This window comes from Gordonia sp. NB41Y (genome assembly GCF_030718915.1).
Classification (GTDB): Bacteria; Actinomycetota; Actinomycetes; order Mycobacteriales; family Mycobacteriaceae; genus Gordonia; species Gordonia desulfuricans.
The window spans coordinates 855098-876995 of sequence record NZ_CP132196.1 but is presented as its reverse complement, the minus strand read 5'-3'; the positions used below and the strand labels follow the sequence as shown (position 1 = coordinate 876995).

The 21898-nt window shown below is 69.3% G+C and carries 21 protein-coding genes; 12 read left to right on the top strand and 9 right to left on the bottom strand.

The window, feature by feature from the left end; translation table 11 throughout:
- The first annotated feature begins 34 nt into the window (after positions 1-34).
- Positions 35-733, top strand: a complete 699-nt coding sequence (nucS, locus tag Q9K23_RS03740) for an endonuclease NucS (protein ID WP_053776150.1) — start codon at positions 35-37, stop codon at positions 731-733.
- Positions 734-754: 21 nt separating this feature from the next.
- On the opposite strand, the gene Q9K23_RS03735 is transcribed toward nucS, so the two are convergent.
- Positions 755-1747: a hypothetical protein gene (locus Q9K23_RS03735; protein WP_059039686.1), complete on the bottom strand. Its 993-nt coding sequence runs from the start codon at positions 1745-1747 to the stop codon at positions 755-757.
- A 118-nt stretch (positions 1748-1865) separates the two neighbouring features.
- On the bottom strand, positions 1866-2348 hold the full coding sequence (gene mce, locus Q9K23_RS03730) for a methylmalonyl-CoA epimerase (RefSeq protein ID WP_020792991.1): 483 nt from the start codon (positions 2346-2348) through the stop codon (positions 1866-1868).
- Positions 2349-2429: 81 nt separating this feature from the next.
- On the opposite strand from mce, the gene Q9K23_RS03725 reads away from it, so the two are divergent.
- The 5 genes from Q9K23_RS03725 to Q9K23_RS03705 all read left to right on the top strand — a co-directional run bounded on the left by Q9K23_RS03725 (position 2430) and on the right by Q9K23_RS03705 (position 6759).
- Positions 2430-3635: an acetyl-CoA C-acetyltransferase gene (locus Q9K23_RS03725; protein WP_020792990.1), complete on the top strand. Its 1206-nt coding sequence runs from the start codon at positions 2430-2432 to the stop codon at positions 3633-3635.
- A 96-nt stretch (positions 3636-3731) separates the two neighbouring features.
- Entirely contained in the window at positions 3732-4097 is a 366-nt protein-coding gene (locus tag Q9K23_RS03720; RefSeq protein WP_053776100.1) for a DUF3817 domain-containing protein, read from the top strand.
- 34 nt (positions 4098-4131) lie between these two features.
- Positions 4132-4473 (top strand): thiamine-binding protein, encoded by a 342-nt coding sequence (locus Q9K23_RS03715; protein ID WP_053776101.1) that lies wholly within the window; start codon positions 4132-4134, stop codon positions 4471-4473.
- Between the two features lie 8 nt (positions 4474-4481).
- A complete protein-coding gene (locus Q9K23_RS03710; RefSeq protein ID WP_059039684.1) occupies positions 4482-5768 on the top strand; it encodes an MFS transporter in 1287 nt (428 codons plus the stop codon).
- 61 nt (positions 5769-5829) lie between these two features.
- Positions 5830-6759 carry a tetratricopeptide repeat protein gene (locus Q9K23_RS03705; protein ID WP_053776151.1) on the top strand — a complete coding sequence of 310 codons (930 nt, stop codon included), beginning with the start codon at positions 5830-5832 and terminating at the stop codon, positions 6757-6759.
- A gap of 941 nt (positions 6760-7700) precedes the next feature.
- Here the strand turns inward: Q9K23_RS03705 and glgB are convergent.
- From glgB to Q9K23_RS03680, 5 genes are all read right to left on the bottom strand, one after another.
- Positions 7701-9914: a 1,4-alpha-glucan branching protein GlgB gene (glgB, locus tag Q9K23_RS03700; RefSeq protein WP_261977641.1), complete on the bottom strand. Its 2214-nt coding sequence runs from the start codon at positions 9912-9914 to the stop codon at positions 7701-7703.
- A 77-nt stretch (positions 9915-9991) separates the two neighbouring features.
- Entirely contained in the window at positions 9992-11992 is a 2001-nt protein-coding gene (locus Q9K23_RS03695; protein ID WP_053776102.1) for a maltotransferase domain-containing protein, read from the bottom strand.
- A 54-nt stretch (positions 11993-12046) separates the two neighbouring features.
- The gene (locus tag Q9K23_RS03690) at positions 12047-14155 is read right to left on the bottom strand and encodes an ATP-dependent DNA helicase (protein WP_053776103.1); all 2109 of its coding nucleotides are present in this window, start codon (positions 14153-14155) and stop codon (positions 12047-12049) included.
- A gap of 11 nt (positions 14156-14166) precedes the next feature.
- Positions 14167-14793 carry an isochorismatase family protein gene (locus Q9K23_RS03685; RefSeq protein WP_053776104.1) on the bottom strand — a complete coding sequence of 209 codons (627 nt, stop codon included), beginning with the start codon at positions 14791-14793 and terminating at the stop codon, positions 14167-14169.
- Positions 14794-15022: 229 nt separating this feature from the next.
- Positions 15023-16279, bottom strand: coding sequence for a nicotinate phosphoribosyltransferase (locus Q9K23_RS03680; protein WP_202927389.1), 1257 nt, complete (start codon positions 16277-16279; stop codon positions 15023-15025).
- A gap of 68 nt (positions 16280-16347) precedes the next feature.
- Between Q9K23_RS03680 and clpS the strand changes: the two genes are divergently transcribed.
- From clpS to Q9K23_RS03665, 3 genes are read left to right on the top strand one after another with little or no spacing between them, the layout of a single operon-like run.
- Positions 16348-16671 carry an ATP-dependent Clp protease adapter ClpS gene (gene clpS / locus Q9K23_RS03675; protein WP_053776105.1) on the top strand — a complete coding sequence of 108 codons (324 nt, stop codon included), beginning with the start codon at positions 16348-16350 and terminating at the stop codon, positions 16669-16671.
- Positions 16672-16688: 17 nt separating this feature from the next.
- Positions 16689-17264 carry a DUF2017 domain-containing protein gene (locus tag Q9K23_RS03670; RefSeq protein ID WP_020793746.1) on the top strand — a complete coding sequence of 192 codons (576 nt, stop codon included), beginning with the start codon at positions 16689-16691 and terminating at the stop codon, positions 17262-17264.
- 46 nt (positions 17265-17310) lie between these two features.
- Positions 17311-18435, top strand: coding sequence for a P1 family peptidase (locus Q9K23_RS03665; RefSeq protein WP_053776106.1), 1125 nt, complete (start codon positions 17311-17313; stop codon positions 18433-18435).
- A 58-nt stretch (positions 18436-18493) separates the two neighbouring features.
- Here the strand turns inward: Q9K23_RS03665 and Q9K23_RS03660 are convergent, their stop codons facing one another.
- Positions 18494-18883, bottom strand: a complete 390-nt coding sequence (locus tag Q9K23_RS03660; RefSeq protein ID WP_053776107.1) for a DUF4189 domain-containing protein — start codon at positions 18881-18883, stop codon at positions 18494-18496.
- 90 nt (positions 18884-18973) lie between these two features.
- The gene (locus Q9K23_RS03655) at positions 18974-19765 is read right to left on the bottom strand and encodes an LppX_LprAFG lipoprotein (RefSeq protein WP_053776108.1); all 792 of its coding nucleotides are present in this window, start codon (positions 19763-19765) and stop codon (positions 18974-18976) included.
- A gap of 330 nt (positions 19766-20095) precedes the next feature.
- Here Q9K23_RS03655 and Q9K23_RS03650 point away from each other — a divergent pair, with 330 nt between their 5' ends.
- Genes Q9K23_RS03650 through Q9K23_RS03640 form a run of 3 tightly spaced genes read left to right on the top strand, consistent with a single transcriptional unit; the run spans position 20096 to position 21811 of the window.
- Positions 20096-20503, top strand: a complete 408-nt coding sequence (locus tag Q9K23_RS03650; RefSeq protein WP_053776152.1) for a M67 family metallopeptidase — start codon at positions 20096-20098, stop codon at positions 20501-20503.
- Between the two features lie 6 nt (positions 20504-20509).
- Positions 20510-20836 (top strand): MoaD/ThiS family protein, encoded by a 327-nt coding sequence (locus Q9K23_RS03645; protein ID WP_053776109.1) that lies wholly within the window; start codon positions 20510-20512, stop codon positions 20834-20836.
- Between the two features lie 3 nt (positions 20837-20839).
- A complete protein-coding gene (locus tag Q9K23_RS03640; protein WP_020792888.1) occupies positions 20840-21811 on the top strand; it encodes a cysteine synthase in 972 nt (323 codons plus the stop codon).
- The last annotated feature ends 87 nt before the right edge of the window (positions 21812-21898 follow it).

Genomic DNA, 21898 nt, shown 5'->3' with positions numbered 1-21898 from the left:
CGGGACGGATCGGCCGGGCTCTAAGCTCGTGGGCGTGCGTCTGGTGATCGCGGAATGCCAAGTGGACTATGTCGGACGGCTGACGGCCCATCTGCCGAAGGCGCGGCGGCTGCTGCTGATCAAATCCGACGGGTCGGTGAGCATCCATGCCGACGACCGCGCCTACAAGCCGTTGAACTGGATGAGCCCGCCCTGCTGGCTCACCGAGGCCGACGTCCCCGACGAGGTGGCCGCCGCCCACGACGACGTCGCCGCCTACTGGGTGGTGACCAACAAGGCCGGTGAGGAACTGCGCATCACGATCACCGCGATCGAACACGACTCGAGCCATGAGCTCGGCGTGGATCCGGGCCTGGTGAAGGACGGTGTGGAGGCCCACCTGCAGGAGCTGCTCGCCGAGCACGTGGAGACGCTGGGGGACGGGCACACCCTGATCCGCCGCGAGTACATGACCGCGATCGGGCCGGTGGACCTGCTGTGCCGCGACGCCGACGGCGCGACGGTGGCCGTGGAGATCAAGCGGCGCGGCGAGATCGACGGCGTCGAGCAGCTCACCCGCTACCTGGAACTGCTCAACCGCGACCCGCGGCTGGCGCCGGTACAGGGCGTGTTCGCCGCCCAGCAGATCAAGCCGCAGGCGCGCACCCTCGCCGAGGACCGCGGAATCCGTTGTCTGATCCTCGACTACGACGCGCTGCGCGGCGCCGAGAGCACCGAGTTCCGGCTGTTCTGACCGGCCCTGTTCTGACCGGACTCAGGGCCGTCGGGCGTCGCGGATCCGGGCCCGCTCCGACAGCTCCTGGTTGAGCAGGTCGGTGTCGCTGGTCTCCGACGCGGTGGTCAGTTCACGGTCGACCTCGGTGGTGAGGATCGACGGCAGCCCGGACATCGTCTCCTGGATTCGGGCGAACTCGGCGAGGATCTCGTCGCGTGCGGTCGACACGCGTGAACCCAGATCCCGTGCGCGGGCGAGACGTTCGGTGGCGATCTCGTGTGCGGTCGCAATGATCGCGTCCGCATGCTCCTCGGTGCGGGTACGCAGGTCGGCGAGCTCGGCATCGTGCCGTTCGCGTTCGGCGGCGAGGGTCTGGGCGGTCCCGGTCTCGAGTTCGTCGGCCTTCGAGCGGGCCAGCGCGACGATCCGGTCGGCCTCGGCGCGCGCGGCGGCCATCGTGTTCTCGTGCTCGGCCTCCATCGCCGAGGCACGCTGGGCGCGCTGGCGGGTGGACTGCTCGGTGTCGGCCTTCGACTGGGCCTCGGCGGCGTCGATCCGGCTGCGCGTGTCGCGCTGGTAGGCGTCGGCGTCGGCGACGATCGCCGCGGCCTTCTCCTTGGCCTCACGGATGATCCGGTCGGCCGCCTCGGCGGCGTTGCGCTGCAGGTCGTCGGCCTCCTGCCGGGCCACCGACACCGTCTCGGCGGCTTCCGACGACGCCTCGGCCCGCATCTCCGAGGCCTCGTCGGAGGCCAGCTGGAGCATGCGGGACAGACGTTCGCTCATACCCTGCGCGGTGGTCGGGGGGACCGAGAGCTTGTCCACCTCGCGGCGGAGATCCTCGATCTCTTCGCGCGCGTCCTGCAGGTGGGCGGCGAGCTCGCGGGCGTTGGCGGTCGCGGCATCGCGATCGGCTGCGAGAACACGCATCTCGGCATCGATGCGACGCAACCGGTCGGCGACCTGTTCGCGGTCATAACCGCGCATCACGACCGTGAACGGTAACTGCTGCCTGGATGCGGGGACTGACATGCCGACCAGTCTAGGGGCAGATCCGCGCCGATCCCCGTCACGAATCGGATTGGCGCGGATCGCGGGCCGCGGAGGGCTTCACCGGGGGGATGTCACCGACGGTGTGTCGGCGGCGGGATCAGTGCTTGCCGGGCTCGACGAGTTCGAGCAGCACGCCGCCGGCGTCCTTGGGGTGCACGAAGTTGATCCGCGAGTCGGCGGTGCCGCGGCGGGGTTCGGGATAGAGGACCCGCACGCCCGCACCGGTGAGGCGGGCCATGACGGCGTCGACGTCGGTCACGCGCACGGCCAGCTGCTGCAGGCCCGGGCCGTTGCGGTCGAGGAACTTCGCGATGGTCGACTCCGGGGTGAGCGGGGCCAGGAGCTGGATCACGGCACCGCCGTCGCCGTCGGCGGGGCCCACCATGGCCTCGCGGACGCCCTGCTCGTCGTTGGTCTCCTCGTGCAGGGTGACGAAGCCCAGGTGGTCGGCATACCACTGCTTGGCGGAGTCGAGATCGGGGACGGCGATTCCGACATGATCGATCGCGACGACGAGGTCGGAGATCGCCGCGGTCGCCGAGGCGGTGCCTGAGGTGGGGTCAGCTGCTGAAGCGGTCATGGACTCACGGTAGCGTTAGATGCGGAAAAGTACTTAAGCGATCGCTCGGTTTGTGCGCTTCGCCCCTGCGTTGGAGGTTCCATGTCCTCGGCTTCAGATCAGTCCGCGTCGGTCATCGTCGCCGGTGCCCGCACCCCGTTCGGCCGTCTGCTCGGATCTCTCAAGGGATTCAGCGCCGTCGACCTCGGTGCCATCGCGATCAAGGGTGCCCTCGAGAAGGGCTGCGTGCCCGCGTCGGCCGTCGACTACGTGATCATGGGTCAGGTGCTCACTGCCGGCGCCGGCCAGATGCCCGCCCGCCAGACCTCGATCAAGGCCGGCATCGGCTGGGACGTGCCCGCGCTGACCATCAACAAGATGTGCCTGTCGGGTATCGACGCCATCGCGCTGGCCGACCAGCTCATCCGCGCCGGTGAGTTCGACTGCGTCGTCGCCGGTGGCCAGGAGTCGATGACCCAGGCACCGCACGTGCTGCCGGGCAGCCGCGGCGGCTTCAAGTACGGCAACACCGAGCTCGTCGACCACCTGGCCTTCGACGGCCTGTGGGATGCCTTCACCGACCAGCCGATGGGTGCGCTGACCGAGCAGGGCAACGACGCCGACGGCTTCACCCGTGCCGAGCAGGACGAGTTCGCCGCGCGCAGCCACCGCCTGGCGGCCACCGCATGGAAGAACGGTGTCTTCGCCGACGAGGTCGTGCCGGTCCCGATCCCGCAGCGCAAGGGTGACCCGATCGAGTTCGCCGAGGACGAGGGCATCCGCGCCGACACCACCGCCGACTCGCTGTCGGGGTTGCGTCCGGCATTCCGCAAGGACGGCACCATCACCGCGGGCAACTCCTCGCAGATCTCCGACGGCGCGGCCGCGGTGATCGTGATGAGCAAGGCCAAGGCGCAGGAGCTGGGCGTCAGCTGGATCGCCGAGATCGGCAAGCACGGTGTGGTCGCCGGCCCCGACTCGTCGCTGCAGCAGCAGCCGGCCAATGCGATCGCCAAGGCATGTGAGCGTGAGGGCATCTCGCCGTCCGATCTCGACGTGATCGAGATCAACGAGGCCTTCGCGGCCGTCGGACTCAGCTCGGCCAAGGCGCTCGGCGTCGACCCGGAGATCGTCAACGTCAACGGCGGTGCGATCGCCGTCGGCCACCCGATCGGTACCTCGGGTGCTCGCATCACCCTGCACCTGGCGCTGGAGCTGCAGCGTCGCGGTGGCGGTATCGGTGCTGCGGCACTGTGTGGCGCCGGCGGTCAGGGCGACGCCCTGATCGTGCGGGTCCCCAAGGCCTGACACCAGATCCTGATGCGACATGCGCGGTGACCTCGGTCACCGCGCATGTCGCATTTCTACTACGGGATGTCGTAGAGCCTGCGTGCCTCCGGCACAATGGCTACCATGAGGCAATTCTTCGACCTGTCCACCCCGGCCAAACGATTCCGCATCGTCGCCTGGCTCGAGGCCCTCAGCTGGTTGGCCCTGCTGATCGCGATGTTCTTCAAGTGGGTACTCGGCCACGAGGAGGCGGTCGCCATCCCGGGTGCCGTCCACGGTGGCGTGTTCATCCTGTTCATCCTGATCTCGCTGGTCACCGCCGTGTCCCTGCGGTGGAATGTCAAGATCACCGCGCTGGCGCTGATCTCGTCCATCCCGCCGTTCGGCTCGGTGATCTTCGAATGGTGGGCCGCCCGCAACGGCCATCTCGCCGAACTGTCGGTGGACGCCGAGTCCACCGGTGCCGGCCTGGCCGCCTGACCTGCTGTCCCCCCGGCTCCCCGCGAGGTAGGCGATGATCGTCGCATTCAGTCTGAGCCCGTCCGGCGGTGATGCCGTCGCCGACGACGGCGGTATGAGCGAGGCCGTCGCGGAGGCGGTGCGGGTGGTCCGGGAATCCGGACTGCCGCACCAGACCACGGCGATGTTCACCTACATCGAAGGGGAGTGGGACGAGGTGATGGCCGTGGTGAAGGCCGCCACCGACGCCGTCGCGGCCCGCGCACCACGCGTCGGGTTGGTCCTCAAGGCCGACATCCGCCCCGGGCACACCGATGAGCTCACCGGTAAGGTGGCGCGCGTGAACGCCCATCTCGGACAACCAGAGGGCCCGCGGCAGCCGGGCACATCGGACTGAGTCCCGGGGTGCGTCGAGCGGCTCCGGCCGGAGCGGTCGGCGCCGCCGCCGATCGTCGCGCCCGGCGTGCACGTGGTGCGGTCACCACGATCTTCTGTCTCAACGGGTTCCTGGCCGCACTGTGGGTCGCGCACATCCCGGTGATCACCGAGCGCACCGGCACCGGACACGAACTGCTCGGCGCCTTCCTCCTGCTGATCGGGGCCGCGGCGTTCATCGGCATGCAGATGTGCGGTCCGCTGATCGACCGGATCGGCTCCCGGCCGACGACGATCGTCGCCGCGGTGATCCTGTGTCCGGTGATGCTCGGACCGGTCCTGGCCACCGGACCCGCCGGTCTCGCCGCCGCCCTGGTGGCCTTCGGCTTCGTCAACGGCAGCCTCGACGTCTCGATGAACGCCCAGGCGGTGCAGGTCGAACGTGCCTACGGCCGGCCGATCATGTCGGCGTTCCACGGCTTCTTCTCGGTCGGCGGACTCGCCGGGTCCGGAGTGGTCGCCGTCGGTCTCTGGCTCGGGTGGCCGGTGGCGGCCACCGTCGGCGTGCTCGCCGGATGCGGGCTGGTCGTCGTCGCCGTGGTCGCCCGGGGACTGGTCGACCGCGACTACGGACACGAGCCGGTCGATGCCGACGCCCCCGACGACACCGATCCGGCCACCCGCTGGTGGCATGGCATCGACCTGCGCCGGCTGATCCTGCTCGCCGCGGTCGCCTTTGCCGCGATGCTCGCCGAGGGCACCGCATACGACTGGAGTGCTTTGCACGTCGTGGAGACCTTCGGGGTCCGCGACGCGATCGGTGCGATCGCCTTCGGCTGCTTCAGTGCCGCGATGATGGTCGCCCGGTTCGTGATCGACCCGATCGTCGGACGCGTCGGCGCGGTGGCCGTGGTGCGCTACGGCGCGGTGATCGGCATGATCGGGATCTCGATAGCGCTGATCCCGTCGGCGGTCGGGACCGCCCCGGCCGTCCTCGGCATCGTCGGATGGACGGTCTTCGGAATCGGACTGGCCGGCCTGATCCCGCAGATCTTCACCGCCGCAGGCAATCTCACCGCCCGATCGAGCGGCCGGGCGATCTCGGTGGTGGTCGGCTGCGGATACCTCGGCATGCTGGCCGGCCCGGCGGTCGTCGGCTTCATCTCCGGGCAGTCGACGCTGCGTCTGGGGCTGACCCCGGTGGTCGCCATGCTGACGTTCGCCGCGCTCGCCGCCGGAGTGGTCGCGCCCCGCCGCGACACCGGACCCGACGGGGACCGAGGCGATCAACCACCCCCGGCGGTCGTGCCACACTAGTGGGGTGACCCGACCTTCGAACAGACAGCAGGCAGCCGCGGCACAGCAAGCGGCAGTGGCCATGTCCGGTGCCGTCGACCTGTCCGCACTCAAGGAACGCGCCGAGGCACAGCGTGCCGCAGCGCAACGCCCCGCCCCGCCGCGCCCGCCGGCCGGGGCCGACGGTGCCGCACCCGCCGCCCCCGCCGGTGGTGGCGGTGGTGCCGCGGTCGTCGACGTCACCGACGCGACGTTCGAGGCCGATGTGATCAACCGGTCGATGGCACAGTTGGTGCTGGTCGACCTGTGGGCCACCTGGTGCGAGCCGTGCAAGCAGCTCTCACCGGTCCTCGAGCGGATGGCCGCCGAGTCCAACGGCCGCTGGGCCCTCGCCAAGGTCGACGTCGACGCCAACCCGGGTATCGCACAGGCATTCCGGGTCCAGTCGATCCCGATGGTCGTCGCGATCGCCGGCGGACGCCCGGTCACCGCGTTCAACGGGGTGCAGAGCGAGGCCGAGATCAACGGCTGGATCGACCAGATCCTCGCCCAGGTGGGGGAGGTCTTCACCGGCGTACCCGCCGATGGTGAGCCCGCCGACGAGCCGGTCGACCCGCGGATGGCCGCCGCCGAGGACGCACTCAACACCGGTGACTTCGACGGCGCACTCGCCGCCTACCGGACGATCGCGGCCGCCGAGCCCCACAACACCGAGGCCGCATCGGCCGCACGGAATCTCGAGTTCGTGATCCGCGCCCAGGCACACGACCCCGAGATCGTCGAGACCGCAGCACCCAAGGACGTCGACGCCCAACTCGCCGCCGCCGACGTGCTGCTCCTCTCGCAGCAGCCCGAGGCCGCCTTCGATCGCATCATCGGTGTCATCAAGGTGACCAGCGACGACGATCGCACCCGGGCCCGGACCCGACTCCTCGAACTGTTCGAGCTGTTCGACCCCGCCGAACCGTTCGTCGTCGCCGCCCGTCGAAAGCTCGCCAGCGCACTGTTCTGAGGTATTGGCGCCGACTTCGTCGTCGCGGGCTCCTTAGCTCTTCGTCAGTCCAGACACGCGACGGCGCGCGGCCGTGGGGTGTTGTTTTTGCTGGTTGAGCCGGTGAGGAGCGGAGCGACGAGACGTGTCGAAACCTCCTCCGGCCGACGTCGGAACGTGGGCACCTCGGAGGTGGGTGCGTTCCAGCGTGACGTGGCAGAGGTTTCGACGGACGGTCGGCCTCGCTAGCGCGAGGACGTCCTGGTCCGTCGGATTGAGCTTGTCGAAATCAACCATCGTTTTTTGCTGGTTGAGCCGGTGAGGAGCGGAGCGACGAGGCGTGTCGAAACCTCCGGCGGCTGAGGTCGGAACGTGGGCATCTCGGAGGTGGGTGCGTTCCGGCGTGACGTGGCAGAGGTTTCGACGGACGGTCGGCCTCGCTGGCGCGAGGACGTCCTGGTCCGTCGGATTGAGCTTGTCGAAATCAACCATCGTTTTTTGCTGGTTGAGCCGGTGAGGAGCGGAGCGACGAGGCGTGTCGAAACCTCCGCGGCGGCTGAGGTCGGAACGTGGGCACCTCGGAGGTGGGTGCGTTCCGGCGTGACGTGGCAGAGGTTTCGACGGACGGTCGGCCTCGCTGGCGCGAGGACGCCCTGCTCAACCATCGTGTGGGGTGCGACGATGCGTGTCGAAACCTCCGGCGGCTGATGTCGGGTGGTGACCCGCTTCTGAGGTGGGTACGTTCCGGCGTGATTTTGCTGAGGTTTCGACGACGGTCGGCCTCGCTAGCGCGAGGACGTCCTGCTCAACCATCGTGGGGAACGTCTTGCTCAACCATCGTTTGGGGTGTGAGGACGTCCTGGTCCGTCGGATTGAGCTTGTCGAAATCAACCATCGTGTGGGGTGCGAGGACGACCGGCTCAACCATCGTGTGGGGTTCGTCCTGCTCGACCATCGGCTGTCTACGCCGGGCACAACCAGATCGCGGAGTTGGCCGGGAGCATGACCTCCGCCGACACCGGCCGACCGTGCCACGGCTTCGCCTCGGTCACCACCTGCCCCAGGTTGCCCCGACCGGCGCCGGAGTAGGCCGTGGAGTCGGTGTTGAGCACCTCGGTCCACGTGCCGGCGACCGGCAGCCCGACCCGGTAGTCGTCGCGATCGGAGCCGGAGAAGTTGAACAGACAGGCCAGCACCGAGCCGTCGGCCCCGTAGCGCAGGAAGCTGATCACGTTGTTCGCGGTGTCGTTGGCGTCGATCCACTCGTAGCCGGCGGGCTCGGTGTCCTGACTGAACAGGGCCGGGGTGGCCCGGTAGATGCGGTTCAGGTCGGTGGTCAACGCCGAGATGCCCGAATGCAACTCGCCCTCCCAGCCCGACAACTGCTGCCAGTCCAGGCTGCGGTCGTCGGCCCATTCACCGGTCTGGCCGAACTCCTGACCCATGAACAGCAACTGCTTACCCGGATGCGACCACTGGTAGGCCAGGAACACCCGCACGCCCGCGGCCTTGGTGAACGAGTCGCCGGGCATCCGGCTCCACAGCGTTCCCTTGCCGTGCACCACCTCGTCGTGCGAGAGCGGCAGCACGAAGTTCTCGCTCCACGCGTACATCATCGAGAACGTGATCTCGTGGTGGTGGAAGCTGCGGTGCACCTGATCGCGGCCGAGGTAGCCCAGCGAGTCGTGCATCCAGCCCATGTTCCACTTGAACGAGAAACCCAGACCGCCGAGATCGGTCATCCGGGTCACGCCCGGCCAGGCGGTGGACTCCTCGGCGATCGTCACCACACCGGGGAAGTGTTTGTGGACGGTGGCGTTGGTCTCCTGCAGGAACTGCACCGCCTCCAGGTTCTCGCGGCCGCCGTGAACGTTGGGCCGCCACCCGCCGGCCGGGCGGGAGTAGTCGAGGTAGAGCATCGACGCCACCGCGTCGACCCGCAGACCGTCGACGTGGAACTCGGCGAACCAGTACAGCGCGTTGGCCACCAGGAAGTTGCGGACCTCGAACCGGCCGAAATCGAAGATGTAGGTGCCCCAGTCGAGTTGCTCACCGCGGGTGGGATCGGCGTGCTCGTAGAGCGGGGTCCCGTCGAAACGTGCGAGGGCCCAGTCGTCCTTCGGGAAGTGTGCGGGCACCCAGTCGACGATCACGCCGATACCCAGCGCGTGCAGATGGTCGACGAGGAACCGGAAGTCGTCGGGGCTGCCGAACCGGCTGGTCGGGGCGTAGTACGAGGTCACCTGATAGCCCCACGAGCCGCCGAAGGGATGCTCGGCGACCGGCAGGAACTCGACGTGGGTGAACCCCTTCTCCACCAGATACGTGCCGAGCTGGTCGGCGAGTTCCCGGTAGTCCAGACCCTGCCGCCACGACGCGAGGTGCACTTCGTAGATGCTCATCGGCTCGGCCGCCGGGGTCGACGCCGCGCGTCGGGCGATCCAGTCGTCGTCGGTCCAGGTGTAGGCGGACTCGGTGACCACCGACGCCGTCGCCGGCGGCACATTGGTGTGCTGCGCCATCGGATCGGCCTTCTCCCGGATCACGCCGTCGGCGCCGTGCACCCGGAACTTGTACTGCGTACCGACGGTGACGTCGGGTACGAACAGCTCCCAGATGCCGCTGCTGCCCAGCGACCGCATCGGCGTGGCCCGGCCGGTCCAGCCGAAATCGCCGATCACGCTGACGCCGTGGGCATTCGGCGCCCACACCGTGAACGCCACCCCCGACACCTCGCCGTCGGGGGTGGTGTAGCCGACGCGGCGCGCGCCGAGCATCGTCCACAACTGCTCGTGGCGGCCCTCACCGAACAGGTACAGGTCGGTCTCGCCCACGCTCGGCAGGAAGCGGTAGCCGTCGGCGACGACGAACTCGCTCGTCGGACCGTCATAGGTGCTGAGATCGTCGGCCGGACCATCCGGATAGGTCACCCGATAGCGGTAGTCGATCAGCCCCTCGAACGGCAGGGCCACCACGAACAGGTCGTCGGTCTGCCGGGTCATCGGATGATCGACGCCGCCCACCACCGCCGACACCGCGAGCGCATCGGGCCGCAGCGTCCGCAGGATGGTGAACCCGGCACCGGTCTCGTGCGCGCCGAGGAAGGCATGCGGATCCGGGTGGGTCAGTGCATCCAGCCGCCGCAGATCGTGTTCGGAGGCGAACGGATCGGCCATACCGCAGGTCGGCGAGGCCGACTCGCCGATCGGTTCGTCGTGGCTGGGGTGCTCGGGGGTGTTGGTCACAGGCGTCCTCATCGAATCCGGTAGGAGAGTTCCTCGGCGGTGGCGGGATCCAGGGGCGGCAACGCGAGGATGTGCGCCACCGCCCGCCACGGTTCGAGTCTGATGAAATTGGCCTGACCCCAGGAATACTCCTCACCGGTCACCTCGTCGTGCACCCCGAACCGGTCCTGCCAGTCGAAGCCGAGGGCCGGCATGTCCAGCCACAACGTCGAGGTCTCCGTGCCGTACGGGTTGAGGTTGATCACCACGATCACGCGGTCGCCGGAGACCGGGTCGATCTTGGAGTAGGCGATCAGCGCGGGATTGTCGAGGTGATGGAAGGTGAGGTTGCGCAGCTGCTGCAACGCCGGATGGCGTCGTCGGATGTGGTTGAGCGAGGTGATCCACGGCTCCAACGACTCCCCGCGACTGGCCGCGGCCTTGTAGTCACGCGGACGCAGCTGGTACTTCTCCGAGTCCAGGTACTCCTCGGTGCCCGCACGCACCGCGCGGTGCTCGTACAACTCGTACCCGCTGTAGACCCCCCACGACGGCGCGAGGGTCGCGGCCAGCGCGGCCCGCAAGGCGAACATGCCCGGACCGCCGTGCTGCAGGCTCTCGTGCAGGATGTCGGGGGTGTTGACGAACAGGTTGGGGCGCGCCTCGTCGGCATGCGCGGCGATCTCGCGACCGAACTCCTCGAGCTCCCACTTCTCGGTCTTCCACGTGAAGTACGTGTACGACTGGGTGAAGCCGAGCCGGGCCAGACCGTAGAGCCGGGCCCGCCGGGTGAACGCCTCCGACAGGAACAGCACGTCCGGGTCGCGTTTCTTGACCTCCGAGATCACCCACATCCACATGTTCGGTGGCTTGGTGTGCGGATTGTCGACCCGAAAGATCTTGACGCCCAACCGAACCCAATGCAGCATCACCTGCAGGACGGCACCGTAGATGCCGTCGCGGTCGTTGTCGAAGTTCAGCGGATAGATGTCCTGGTACTTCTTCGGCGGGTTCTCCGCATATGCGATCGTGCCGTCGGGGAGGACGGTGAACCAGTCGGGATGTTCGACGGCCCACGGATGATCGGGCGCGCATTGCAACGCCAGGTCCAGGGCGATCTCCATGCCGAGTTCGCGGGCACGGCCGACGAAGTACGTGAAGTCCTCCTCGGAGCCGAGCCGGGGATGGATCGCGTCGTGGCCGCCCTGGGCCGAACCGATCGCCCACGGGGAGCCGACGTCGTCGGGTCCGGCGACGAGGGTGTTGTTGGGACCCTTGCGGTTGACCTCGCCGATCGGATGGATCGGCGGCAGATAGACGACGTCGAATCCCATGTCGGCGATGCGCGGCAGATCCTGTGCCGCGGTCAGGAAGGTGCCGTGCACCGGATGGCCGTCGTTGTCCCAGCCGCCGGTCGACCGCGGGAACATCTCGTACCAGGAGCCGTACAGGGCGCGCCGCCGATCCACCCACACGCGGTGATTGCGGCTCTTGGTGACCATCTCACGCACCGGCGACCCGTGCAGGATCGTCGCGACGTGCTCGGAGATCGCCCCCGACACCCGCGACTGCAGGCCCAGGTGCTCCGACCGCAACAGCCCGATCGCATCGTCGAGTGCGGTGCGCTCGGCGTCGTCGAGGTGCTCACGTGCGGTGGTGAGCAGGCGGGCGCCGATCTCGAGATCGTTGGCGAGATCGGCGGTGGTCTGGCCGGCCTCGATCTTCTTGGTCACCCCCGAGCGCCAGGTGGTGTACGGATCACTCCACGCCTCGATCCGGAAGGTCCAGTAGCCGATCGCGTCCGGCACGAACGCGGCGTCGAACTGGTCCGGCTCCGCCGCCGGGGTCATGCGGATGGTGGACCTGCGGTGTCGGGGGCCGTGCACCCGCAGTGTCACCCCGAGCGCGTCGTGACCTTCCCGCCAGGCGGTGACACTCACCGGAATCATTTCGCCCACAACGGCTTTGGCGGGATAGCTGCCTGCCGAGACCAGTGGTTGGATGTCGTCGATGCCCATCCGGCCGATCACGCACGGCCCCCTTTCTCCCCGACCGTGGCGGTCGGGTGTTCCCTTGGGTCAGGCTCAGCGTAAGGGTACTGCGGTGAGTCTGCTGAGCGCAGACTTCACGACGGATGAGTCGGTGGTCCGCCAGAACGGCGGCAGCGACGCCATCAGGTATCCGCCGTAGCCCGCGGTCGCCAGCCGGGAGTCGAGGATCGCCACCACACCACGGTCGTCGACCGACCGGAGCAACCGGCCGGCGCCCTGCGCGAGCAGCAGGGCGGCGTGATTGGCCGACACCGACAGGAACCCGTTGCCGCCGCGCGCGTCGATCGCCCGCTGCCGGGCGGTGGCCAGCGGATCGTCCGGCCGCGGGAACGGGATGCGGTCGATCAGGACCAGCGACAGCGACGGCCCGGGGACGTCGACGCCCTGCCACAGCGACAGCGTGCCGAACAGGCAGGTGGCCGGATCGTCGGCGAACCGCTTGACCAACGACGACGTGGTGTCGTCCCCCTGGCAGAGGATCGGCACGTTCAGGCGGGGTGTGAGTGCGTCGGTGGCCTCCCGGGCGGCCCGCATCGACGAGAACAATCCCAGGGTGCGTCCGCCCGCCGCGGTGATCAGGCCGGCGATCTCGTCGAGGGTGACCGGTGCCAACCCGTCCCGGCCGGGGCGGGGGAGATGGCGCGCCACGTACAGGATCGCCGACTTCGGGTAGTCGAAGGGCGATCCCGCATCCAGGCCGGTCCACCGCACCCGGCCCGAATCCGACGGCGCGATCTGCCCCGTCGCGGTCAGGTCGCGCAGCGGGACCGGGTCGTCGTCGGCGGCCGGGGTGTCGGCGCCCTTGCCGGGGGAGGGGCCGTCGGTGCGGGCGTCGGCGGGCAGTCCCCACGTCGCGGCCAGTGCATCGAAGTTGCCGCCGATGGTCAGCGTGGCGGAGGTCAGGATCACCGTGGCGCCGCTGAACAGGGTGGAGCGCAGCAGCCCGCCCACCGACAGCGGTGCCACGTGCAGCACCGGCCGGGTGGAGGCGGCCGGGCCCCGGCCGATCCGCTCCAGACCGACCCACACCACATCGCGGCGTTTGGACGCATCCGGCTCGTCGAAGGTGCCGAGCAGCCGCACGATCATGTCGTGGGCGTCGTCGATGCCGGTCAGTGCCGCCGAGCGCGCGGCCGCGGTGGACTCGTCGGCGCCGGCCCCGCGCGCCGGTCCGATCGCGGTGCGGGTCTGCCACAGCCGGTCACGCAGCATCGCCAGGATGGCCGCGGCGCCCGACGGCAACGACGTCCACTCGCCGGGCGGCATCGATTCGAGCAGTTCGCCGAGCTGTTCGCCGGCACCGAGCAGTGCGTCGACGGTCTCCTCGTCGACGAGCTTGCCGCAGCGCCGGGACAGGTTGGCCACCGACGCCGCCGACACCTCGTCGGTGGTCACCGCGGTGATCCGGTCGACCAGTTCGTGGGCCTCGTCGATGATCACCACGTCGTGCTCGGGCAGCACGTTGGCCGGGCTCATCGCGTCGATCGCCAGCATCGCGTGGTTGGTCACGATCACGTCCACCTGGGCACTCGCCCGGCGCGACCGTTCGGCGAAGCAGTCCTCGGCATAGGTGCAGTGGGCCGCGCCGAGGCATTCCCGCGCCGAGACGCTCACCTGCCGCCACGCGCGGTCGGTGACGCCCGGGGAGAGATCGTCACGGTCGCCGGTCTCGGTGTCGGACACCCATTCCCGCAGGCGGGTGACCTCACGGCCGGTGCGCGAGAGCTCGAAGGCGTCGAACAACTCGTTGTCGGGTTCTTCGACGGTGCCGGCATGGATCTTGTGCAGGCACAGATAGTTGGCGCGACCCTTGAGGATCGCGAAGGTCGGCTTGCGTCCCAGCGGGCCGGTCAGGGCATCGGCCAGTCGCGGCAGGTCCCGCTCGACGAGCTGACGCTGCAGCGCGATGGTGGCCGTCGACACCACCACGGTGTCGCCGGAGTCGACGGCGTGGCGGATCGCCGGCACCAGATAGGCCAGCGACTTGCCGGTGCCGGTACCGGCCTGGACGGCCAGATGCTCGCCGACGTCGATCGCGTGCGCCACCGCACTCGCCATGCGGACCTGCCCGTCGCGGCGCCGGCCGGACAGGGCGGTGACCGCCCCGTCGAGCAGTTCGGTGACCGGGGGAAGTTGTGACATGGCGGTGGGTCTCAGTCCTCGGGGCCGTCGTGGTGGGGTGCCGGAGCGTCGTGCGAGGAACCGCCGTACACCAGATCTCCGACGAGATCGATTCCGGCCGAACGCATCTCGTCGATCGCAGCGGCGGCGGTGGCCGGTGCGACGGCGGCGGTGTGATCCAGCAGCACCCGGGTGTGGAATCCGGCGCGTGCGGCGTCGAGCGCGGTGGCACGGACACAGTGATCGGTGGCGATACCCACCACGTCGACCCGCTTCACCCCACGCTCGTGCAACCAGTCGGCCAGCACCGTCCCGGTCTCGTGGGCGCCCTCGAATCCCGAGTAGGCCGCCGCGTACTCACCCTTGTCGAACACCGCCGCGACCGTCGAGGTGTCGAGGGCCGGGGCGAATGCGGCGCCGTCGGTGCCGGCGCGGCAGTGCGGTGGCCACGTGTCGACGAAGTCCGGGGTGTCGGAGAAATGCGCACCCGGATCGATGTGGTGATCGCGGGTGGCCACCACCGTCGGGTACCCGGCGAGCAGGGCGTTGACCGACTCCGACACCGCGTGCCCACCGCGCACCCCGAGTGTGCCGCCCTCACAGAAATCGTTCTGGACGTCGACGATGATCAACGCATCACCGCGCGCGGTCTCGCTCATGGTCTCTCCTGATGGTGACGGGGCCGGGTACGGGCCGGGCGGGCCGTCGGGGCCGGCCGGGCTCGTGCAGCGCCGGGCTCGTGCTGGGCTGGTGTCGGTACGGGGCTGGTGTCGGTACGGGGCTGATATCGGTACGGGCTGGTGTCGGGATGTGGGTGGGCTCGGGCGGGCAGGGTGTCGTGCGGGTCGGGGCCGGTGTCGGATGGATCGGCCGGGTCCCGCGCCGGGGTCAGCCGACGACGTGGCGGGTCGGGACCGCCGGGTCGCCGTGCGACAGGCCCAACCCCTCCCACGGCAGACTCACCAGTCCGCGTGCGAGGTGTTCACGGGCGTCGGTCAGCGTCGGCAGTCCGTCGAGCACATCGCCGCCACGTACCAGCGGGATCTGCAGTTCGCGGGTGATCAATCCATTCGTCTCGGGGACCTTACCGCCACCCTGTGACACGATCTCCTCGACGATGGTGCCGCTGGGCCGGGCAGCCCGGAACGCGGTCTTGCGGCCGCCCCGGGATTCCTTGTGGCTGGAGCGTTTGGACACCGGGATGCCGTCCACCTCGACGAGTTTGTAGACCATCCCCGCGGTTGGTGCGCCGCTGCCGGTGACCAGCGAGGTGCCCACCCCGTAGATGTCGACCGGTTCGGCCCGCAGCGAGGCGATCGCGTACTCGTCGAGGTCGCCGGAGACCACGATCTTGGTCTCGGTGGCACCCAACGAGTCGAGCTGGTCGCGCACCTGCCGGGCCAGCACCCCCAGATCACCGGAGTCGATGCGCACCGCACCGAGTCCGGGGCCGGCCACCTCGATCGCATTGCGGACACCCTGGGTGATGTCGTAGGTGTCCACCAGCAGCGTCGTGTCCACCCCGAGCGCCTCGATCTGGGTGGCGAAGGCCGCCTTCTCGTCGGTGCCGTCCGGGCCGGTGAACCCGAGGGTGAAGGCGTGCGCGGCGGTGCCGGCGCTGGGCACGCCGTAGAGACGTGCGGCCTCCAGATTCGACGTCGAGCCGACCCCGGCGATGTGGGCGGCCCGGGCCGCGGCGACCGCCGCACGCTCGTGGGTGCGGCGCGACCCCATCTCGATCAGGGGGCGACGGCCGGCGGCGGAGACCATCCGGGCGGCGGCCGAGGCGATCGCGCTGTCGTGATTGAGGATCGACAGGATCAGCGTCTCGAGCAGGACCGCCTCGGCGAAGGTCCCGCGGACGGTGAGGATCGGCGATCCCGGGAAGTACAGCTCACCCTCGCGATAGCCGTCGATGTCGCCGGAGAACCGGTAATCCCGCAGCCAGGCGACGGTGTCGGGGTCGAGGAAACGCTCCACCACCGCGATCTCGGCGTCACCGAACCGGAACCGTGCCAGCTCGTCGAGCACCCGGCCGGTACCGGCGACGACGCCGTACCGGCGGCCGTCGGGCAGCCTCCTCGCGAACACCTCGAAGACGCACTCGCGGTGCGCGATCGGTGCCCGGAGCGCCGCCGCGACCATCGTCAGCTCGTAGTGATCGGTCAGTAGCGCGGTGTTGTACACGTTTGAGATCCCTTACCCTTGGACGTATGGCGCCTGACGTGATTCGTGCGCATGAGGCTACTCCCGGTGGTGCGGCGGTTGCCGAGCCCTCCGTCGCCGACAGTGCGTCGGATCTCGACCGTCCCTGGATGACGATCGTGTGGGACGACCCGGTCAACCTGATGCGCTATGTGACCTTCGTGTTCCAGAAGATCTTCGGTTACTCCGAGGCCAAGGCCAACGAGCTGATGATGCAGGTCCACACCGAGGGCAAGGCCGTGGTGTCCTCCGGCGACCGCGACAAGGTCGAGTCCGATGTCCGAAAACTGCATGCCGCGGGGCTGTGGGCGACAATGCAGCGCGACTGCTGATCGAAGACGAGTGACACGTGCGTACCTGGAAACGACATGGGCGGGGATCGCGCCTGCGGATCTGTTCGAGCCTCGACCGCAACGAGGTGGAACTGCTCCTCTCGATGGTGGGGTCGCTGACCGAACTGCTGTCCGAGCGTGCGGCGAGTGCCCCGACCGACGAACTCGCCGAACTGACCGGCATCACCACCGGCCACAGCACCGCACCGGCCGACCTCACCCTGGGTCGGCTGCTGCCCGACTTCCACCGGCCCGACCAGGAACGCGAACTCGGCGCCGACGTCGTCAACGGTGATCTCAACGCCGCGCTGCGCAGCATCAACGAGCCACGCATCATCGACGCGAAGCTGTCGGCGGCACAGATCCTGGTGGAGTCACTGCCCGACGGCGGCGGCGAGATAGCCCTGACCGAGGAGCAGGCGCTCGCGTGGCTGACCGCCCTCAACGACGTGCGGCTGGCGCTCGGTGCGATGCTCGGGATCTCCGAGGACACGCCCGACCGCTATCCCGACGACCATCCCCATGCCGCACACCTCGACGTCTATCACTGGCTGACGGTGATGCAGGAACGGCTGGTCGAGGCCCTGATGTGACCGATCCGGGAAGCGTGATCGGCCACCCCACACGAGAGGCGCCGTTGTGACCGGACACCCCGACCACCACCGTGCAGCTCCGGGCAACCGGATCACCGACGTCGCCGGGATCACCGTCGGACATCACCATCGGCTCGACGCGGAGGTCGGTGTCGGCGGGGACGGCCCCGACGATCCGCCCGGTTTCGGCTGGGCCACCGGCACCACGGTGGTGCGGATCGCCGCACCCACTCTCGACGGTCCGGCACCGACGGTCGCCGTCGACGTCCGCGGCGGTGGTCCGGGCACGCGTGAGACCGATCTGCTCGACCCGTCCAACACGGTGACCACCGCGCACGCGATCGTGCTGTCGGGTGGCAGCGCGTACGGGCTGGCCACCGCCGACGGGGTGATGACCGAACTCGAGGCGCAGGGTGTGGGACTGCCGATGGATCGCCACGGTCATGTGGTGCCGATCGTCCCGGCCGCGGTGATCTTCGATCTGCCGGTGGGGCAGTGGACCCGCCGGCCCGACGCCGACTTCGGGGTGCACGCGGTGCGCTCGGCGTCGGCCGACTTCGAGATCGGCTCGGTGGGTGCCGGTACCGGTGCCCGGGCCGCCGGGCTCAAGGGAGGTCTGGGGACCGCGGGCCGTCTGATCGACTCCGGACCCGCGGCCGGGATTCGGGTCGGCGCGGTGATCGCGGCCAATCCGGTGGGCGCGGTGATCGATCCCGACACCGGGTTGCCCTGGGGTGCGACGGCCGCGGATCTGCGCCGGTTCGGTCTGGTCCACCCGAATGCCGACGACCTGCGCGACCTGTCGACGATCGCGACCAAACAGACCGTGCTCAACACCACCATCGGGGTGGTGGCGACCGACGCGGTGCTGGCGCCGGCCTCGGTGAAGCGGGTCGCGATGGCCGCCCACGACGGTCTGGCCCGTGCGATCCATCCGGTGCACTCACCGCTCGACGGCGACACGATCTTCGCCGTCGCCACCGGTGCCCACGCGGTGGAGCCGAGTCCGCAGATCCCGCCCGGGATGAATCCGGAGGCCGTGGTGCTCGCCGAGATCTGCCGGGTGGCCGCCGAGGTCGCCCGCGAGGCGATCGTCTCGGCCGTCGTGCACGCCCGAGCGGTGGCCGACATCCCCGCATACACCGAGGTGGCGCCGTCGGTGCTGGGCTGAGAGCCGGATCCGACGACGCCACCGCGTCGTGTGGGTGAGGTCGTGTGGGTGAGGACGGTCAGGAGTGACCGCTGGTGCACACCCAGGTGTAGATGTAGCCGCCACCGGCCGCCGACAGCGCATTGGACTGCGCGCGGTAGAGGCTCGGGGCGCGGCCGTAACCCCAGTAGTTCGTCGACGAGGCGACGGCGCCGCAGCCGTTGACGAAGTCGGTGACCACCCGGCAGCCGTAGCCGCACGAGCTGAGCGCGGCCGAACGCGCCTGACCGTAGGACCCGTAGTCCCACGAGCGTCCGTACGCACCGGTGGAGGTGTTGAGCGCGATCGCGCCGTAGTAGTTGGTGTAGGCGTTCGCCGGTGCCGGCTCGATGGCGGCCGGCAGGACCAGTGCGGTCCCCAGCGCGCCCACGGTGGCGGCAGCCGCGGTCAGGCGTGTGCGAAAACTCATGGTGGCTCCTCGGTGGTGAGTGGCGGGCGGGTGGTGAGTGGTGGGGCGATCAGGGGGATCGGCGGCCGGGGTGAGGGTTCGGGCGAGCGCTCAGGCCGGGTCGCGGGAGACGTCGCCGGACGGCGGCGGGGTGGCGGGGGTCGGGGTGGTGATGTCCGACGGCCTGGTGACCTCGACGGTCTCGTTCCACTTCGAGAGGGAGATGGTCATCGAGGCGTTGGGTGCGGGGGTGAGGACCACCCGGGCGAGCTGGTTGTCGGGGGTGATCCACATCGTCACCGGGACCGGGGTGTTCTGGTCGGCGGCGATGTTCACGCCGGTCAGCGGCGCCAGGTCGGACGCGGGAACGGTGCCGGCGACCTTGGTGGTGGTGACGCCGTCGATGTTCTCGGTCCCGGCCGCGGTCGGTGCGGTGACCGAGCGCAGCAGATGCGCCAGGCCCTTGTCCGGATTCAGCACCACCGACACGTCGTAGATCGACGACCCGTTGCCGTAGTCGAGGTAGCCGTGATCGTCGATGTTCGCGTACAGGTGGTCGTCGACGTAGACGAACGGTGCGGTGGCCTCGGTGGTGCCGAGCAGGACCGTCGCTGTGCCCTCGGCGGCGGTCTTCGGCTGCGCGACCAGATCGGCGTCGACGGACTTGGCGGTGAGATTCGGGATCTTGCCCTGGACCGCCAGGTTCAGGTGGGCGCCTTTGAGGGCTGCGGTGTTGTCGGCGGCGGCCGACACCAGTGCGGCCGGATCGGTGATGGTCGATGTGGCGGTCGTGGTGGGATCGCCGGACCCGCCGCCGGAGCCGGACGAGCATCCGGTCAGGACGATGGCGGCGGCGATGCCGGCCGAGACCGCCGCGGCGGCAACTCGCTGGGCACGGTGCATCAAAGGACTCCTCATGGTGTGTTTCCCCCGGGCCGGCACTCCCCGTCCGGCTCGATCCCCGGGTTGCTCGGCGAACTGTCGTCGGCGAAACCCGGTGTGGCGAAACACTATCGCGAGATCGTCGGGATTCGCGGAACTGTCTGTCGCATGGATGACGGGCCGTGTCCGGAATATCGGCGGGTCCTGCGGCGTTGGTCGCAGACGATGTCCGACGTCTGCGAGGCGGCCGAACACCGAGGCCGGCGGGCCGTGGTGACGGGGCAGTGTGAGAGGCGCGGCGGTGAGAGGCACGGCGGCGAGCGGGGCAGCGGTGAGAGGGCAGGAGCGAGGGTGCTGAGAATCGGTCAGGAGCTGGTGGACGCGATGATCGCGCACGCGCGCGCCGATCACCCCGACGAGGCATGCGGGGTGATCGCCGGGGCCGAGGGTGCCGACGATCCGCAGCGGTTCATCCCGATGGTCAACGCCGAGCGCTCACCGACGTTCTACCGCTTCGATTCCGTCGAACAGCTCAAGGTGTGGCGCGAGATGGACCGTCGCGACGAGGAACCGGTGGTGGTCTACCACTCGCACACCGCCACCGAGGCGTATCCGAGCCGCACCGACATCTCCTACGCCGGCGAACCGAACGCACACTATGTACTGGTGTCCACCCGTGATCCCGAGGTTGCCGAGGTACGCAGCTACCGGATCGTCGACGGCGTGGTCACCGAAGAACCGATCGAGATCAGGAGCTGAGAATCCATGGCGGTAACCGTGTCCATCCCGACCATCCTGCGCACCCACACCGGTGGTGAGAAGCGGGTCGGCGCAACGGGTTCCACGTTGGCCGAACTGATCGACAACCTCGAGTCCGGTGCGCCGGGCATCCGGGATCGGCTCGTGGCCGACGGCAAGCTGCACCGGTTCGTCAACATCTACGTCAACGACGAGGACGTCCGGTTCTCCGGCGGTCTCGAGACCACGATCGACGACGGCGACGAGGTGACCATCCTGCCCGCGGTCGCCGGCGGCGCCCCGGATGTCTGCTCCCCGGATGTCCCCGTCCTGGATGTGACCGCGGGTTTCTGAGCGGTGGCACGGTATGAGTCGCTGATCGCCTCGGTCGGCAACACGCCCCTGATCGGTCTGCGCCGGCTCTCCCCGCGCTGGGACGACACCGCCGAGGGACCGCATGTCCGGCTGTGGGCCAAACTCGAGGACCGCAATCCCACCGGGTCGATCAAGGACCGTCCGGCGTTGCGGATGATCGAACAGGCCGAACGCGACGGGCTGCTGAGTCCCGGGTCGACGATCCTCGAACCGACCAGCGGCAACACCGGGATCTCGCTGGCGATGGCGGCCAAGCTCAAGGGCTATCACCTGATCTGCGTGATGCCGGAGAACACCTCGGAGGAGCGCCGCTCGCTGCTGCGCATGTACGGCGCCGAGGTCATCTCGTCGCCGGCGGCCGGCGGGTCCAACACCGCGGTGCGGGTGGCCAAGGAACTCGCGGCCGAACATCCCGACTGGGTGATGCTCTACCAGTACGGCAACGAGGCCAACATCGCCGCGCACTACGAGGGCACCGGTCCGGAACTGTTCGCCGACCTGCCCGAGATCACCCACTTCATCGCCGGACTCGGCACCACCGGCACCCTGATGGGGGTGGGCCGCTACCTGCGCGAACGCAACCCCGACATCGAGGTCGTCGCCGCCGAGCCGCGCTACGGCGACGAGGTCTACGGGCTCCGCAACATCGACGAGGGGTTCGTCCCGGAGCTCTACGACCCGTCGGTGCTGACCCGCCGGTTCTCGGTGACCGGCGTCGACGCGATCGCCCGGGTCCGTGAGCTCATCGACGCCGAGGGCATCTTCGCCGGGGTGTCGACCGGGGCCATCCTGCAGGCCGCGCGCGGAGTCGGCCGCGGCGCCCTCAAGGCGGGCCGACGCGCCGACATCGGCCTGGTGGTACCCGACGCGGGCTGGAAGTATCTGTCGACCGGGGCGTACGACGGTAGCCTGGAGGATGCCGAGCAGGCCCTCGAAGGTCAGCTCTGGGCCTGACCCACGCGCCCGCGGGAACACCCGCCGAGCACGAGACCGGGTCGTGGAGATCCGCGGACGACCCGCGAGCCCACCGAGAACCGAGCC

What these genes read in the sequence shown, in the direction of transcription:
- Q9K23_RS03735 (WP_059039686.1), bottom strand. Translation starts at nt 1,747, where the DNA reads ATGTCAGTCCCCGCATCCAGGCAGCAGTTACCGTTCACGGTCGTGATG.
- mce (WP_020792991.1), bottom strand. Translation starts at nt 2,348, where the DNA reads ATGACCGCTTCAGCAGCTGACCCCACCTCAGGCACCGCCTCGGCGACC.
- Q9K23_RS03725 (WP_020792990.1), top strand. Translation starts at nt 2,430, where the DNA reads ATGTCCTCGGCTTCAGATCAGTCCGCGTCGGTCATCGTCGCCGGTGCC.
- Q9K23_RS03720 (WP_053776100.1), top strand. Translation starts at nt 3,732, where the DNA reads ATGGCTACCATGAGGCAATTCTTCGACCTGTCCACCCCGGCCAAACGA.
- Q9K23_RS03715 (WP_053776101.1), top strand. Translation starts at nt 4,132, where the DNA reads ATGATCGTCGCATTCAGTCTGAGCCCGTCCGGCGGTGATGCCGTCGCC.
- Q9K23_RS03705 (WP_053776151.1), top strand. Translation starts at nt 5,830, where the DNA reads ATGTCCGGTGCCGTCGACCTGTCCGCACTCAAGGAACGCGCCGAGGCA.
- glgB (WP_261977641.1), bottom strand. Translation starts at nt 9,914, where the DNA reads ATGGCCGATCCGTTCGCCTCCGAACACGATCTGCGGCGGCTGGATGCA.
- Q9K23_RS03690 (WP_053776103.1), bottom strand. Translation starts at nt 14,155, where the DNA reads ATGTCACAACTTCCCCCGGTCACCGAACTGCTCGACGGGGCGGTCACC.
- Q9K23_RS03685 (WP_053776104.1), bottom strand. Translation starts at nt 14,793, where the DNA reads ATGAGCGAGACCGCGCGCGGTGATGCGTTGATCATCGTCGACGTCCAG.
- Q9K23_RS03680 (WP_202927389.1), bottom strand. Translation starts at nt 16,279, where the DNA reads ATGGTCGCGGCGGCGCTCCGGGCACCGATCGCGCACCGCGAGTGCGTC.
- clpS (WP_053776105.1), top strand. Translation starts at nt 16,348, where the DNA reads ATGGCGCCTGACGTGATTCGTGCGCATGAGGCTACTCCCGGTGGTGCG.
- Q9K23_RS03660 (WP_053776107.1), bottom strand. Translation starts at nt 18,883, where the DNA reads ATGAGTTTTCGCACACGCCTGACCGCGGCTGCCGCCACCGTGGGCGCG.
- Q9K23_RS03655 (WP_053776108.1), bottom strand. Translation starts at nt 19,765, where the DNA reads ATGCACCGTGCCCAGCGAGTTGCCGCCGCGGCGGTCTCGGCCGGCATC.
- Q9K23_RS03645 (WP_053776109.1), top strand. Translation starts at nt 20,510, where the DNA reads ATGGCGGTAACCGTGTCCATCCCGACCATCCTGCGCACCCACACCGGT.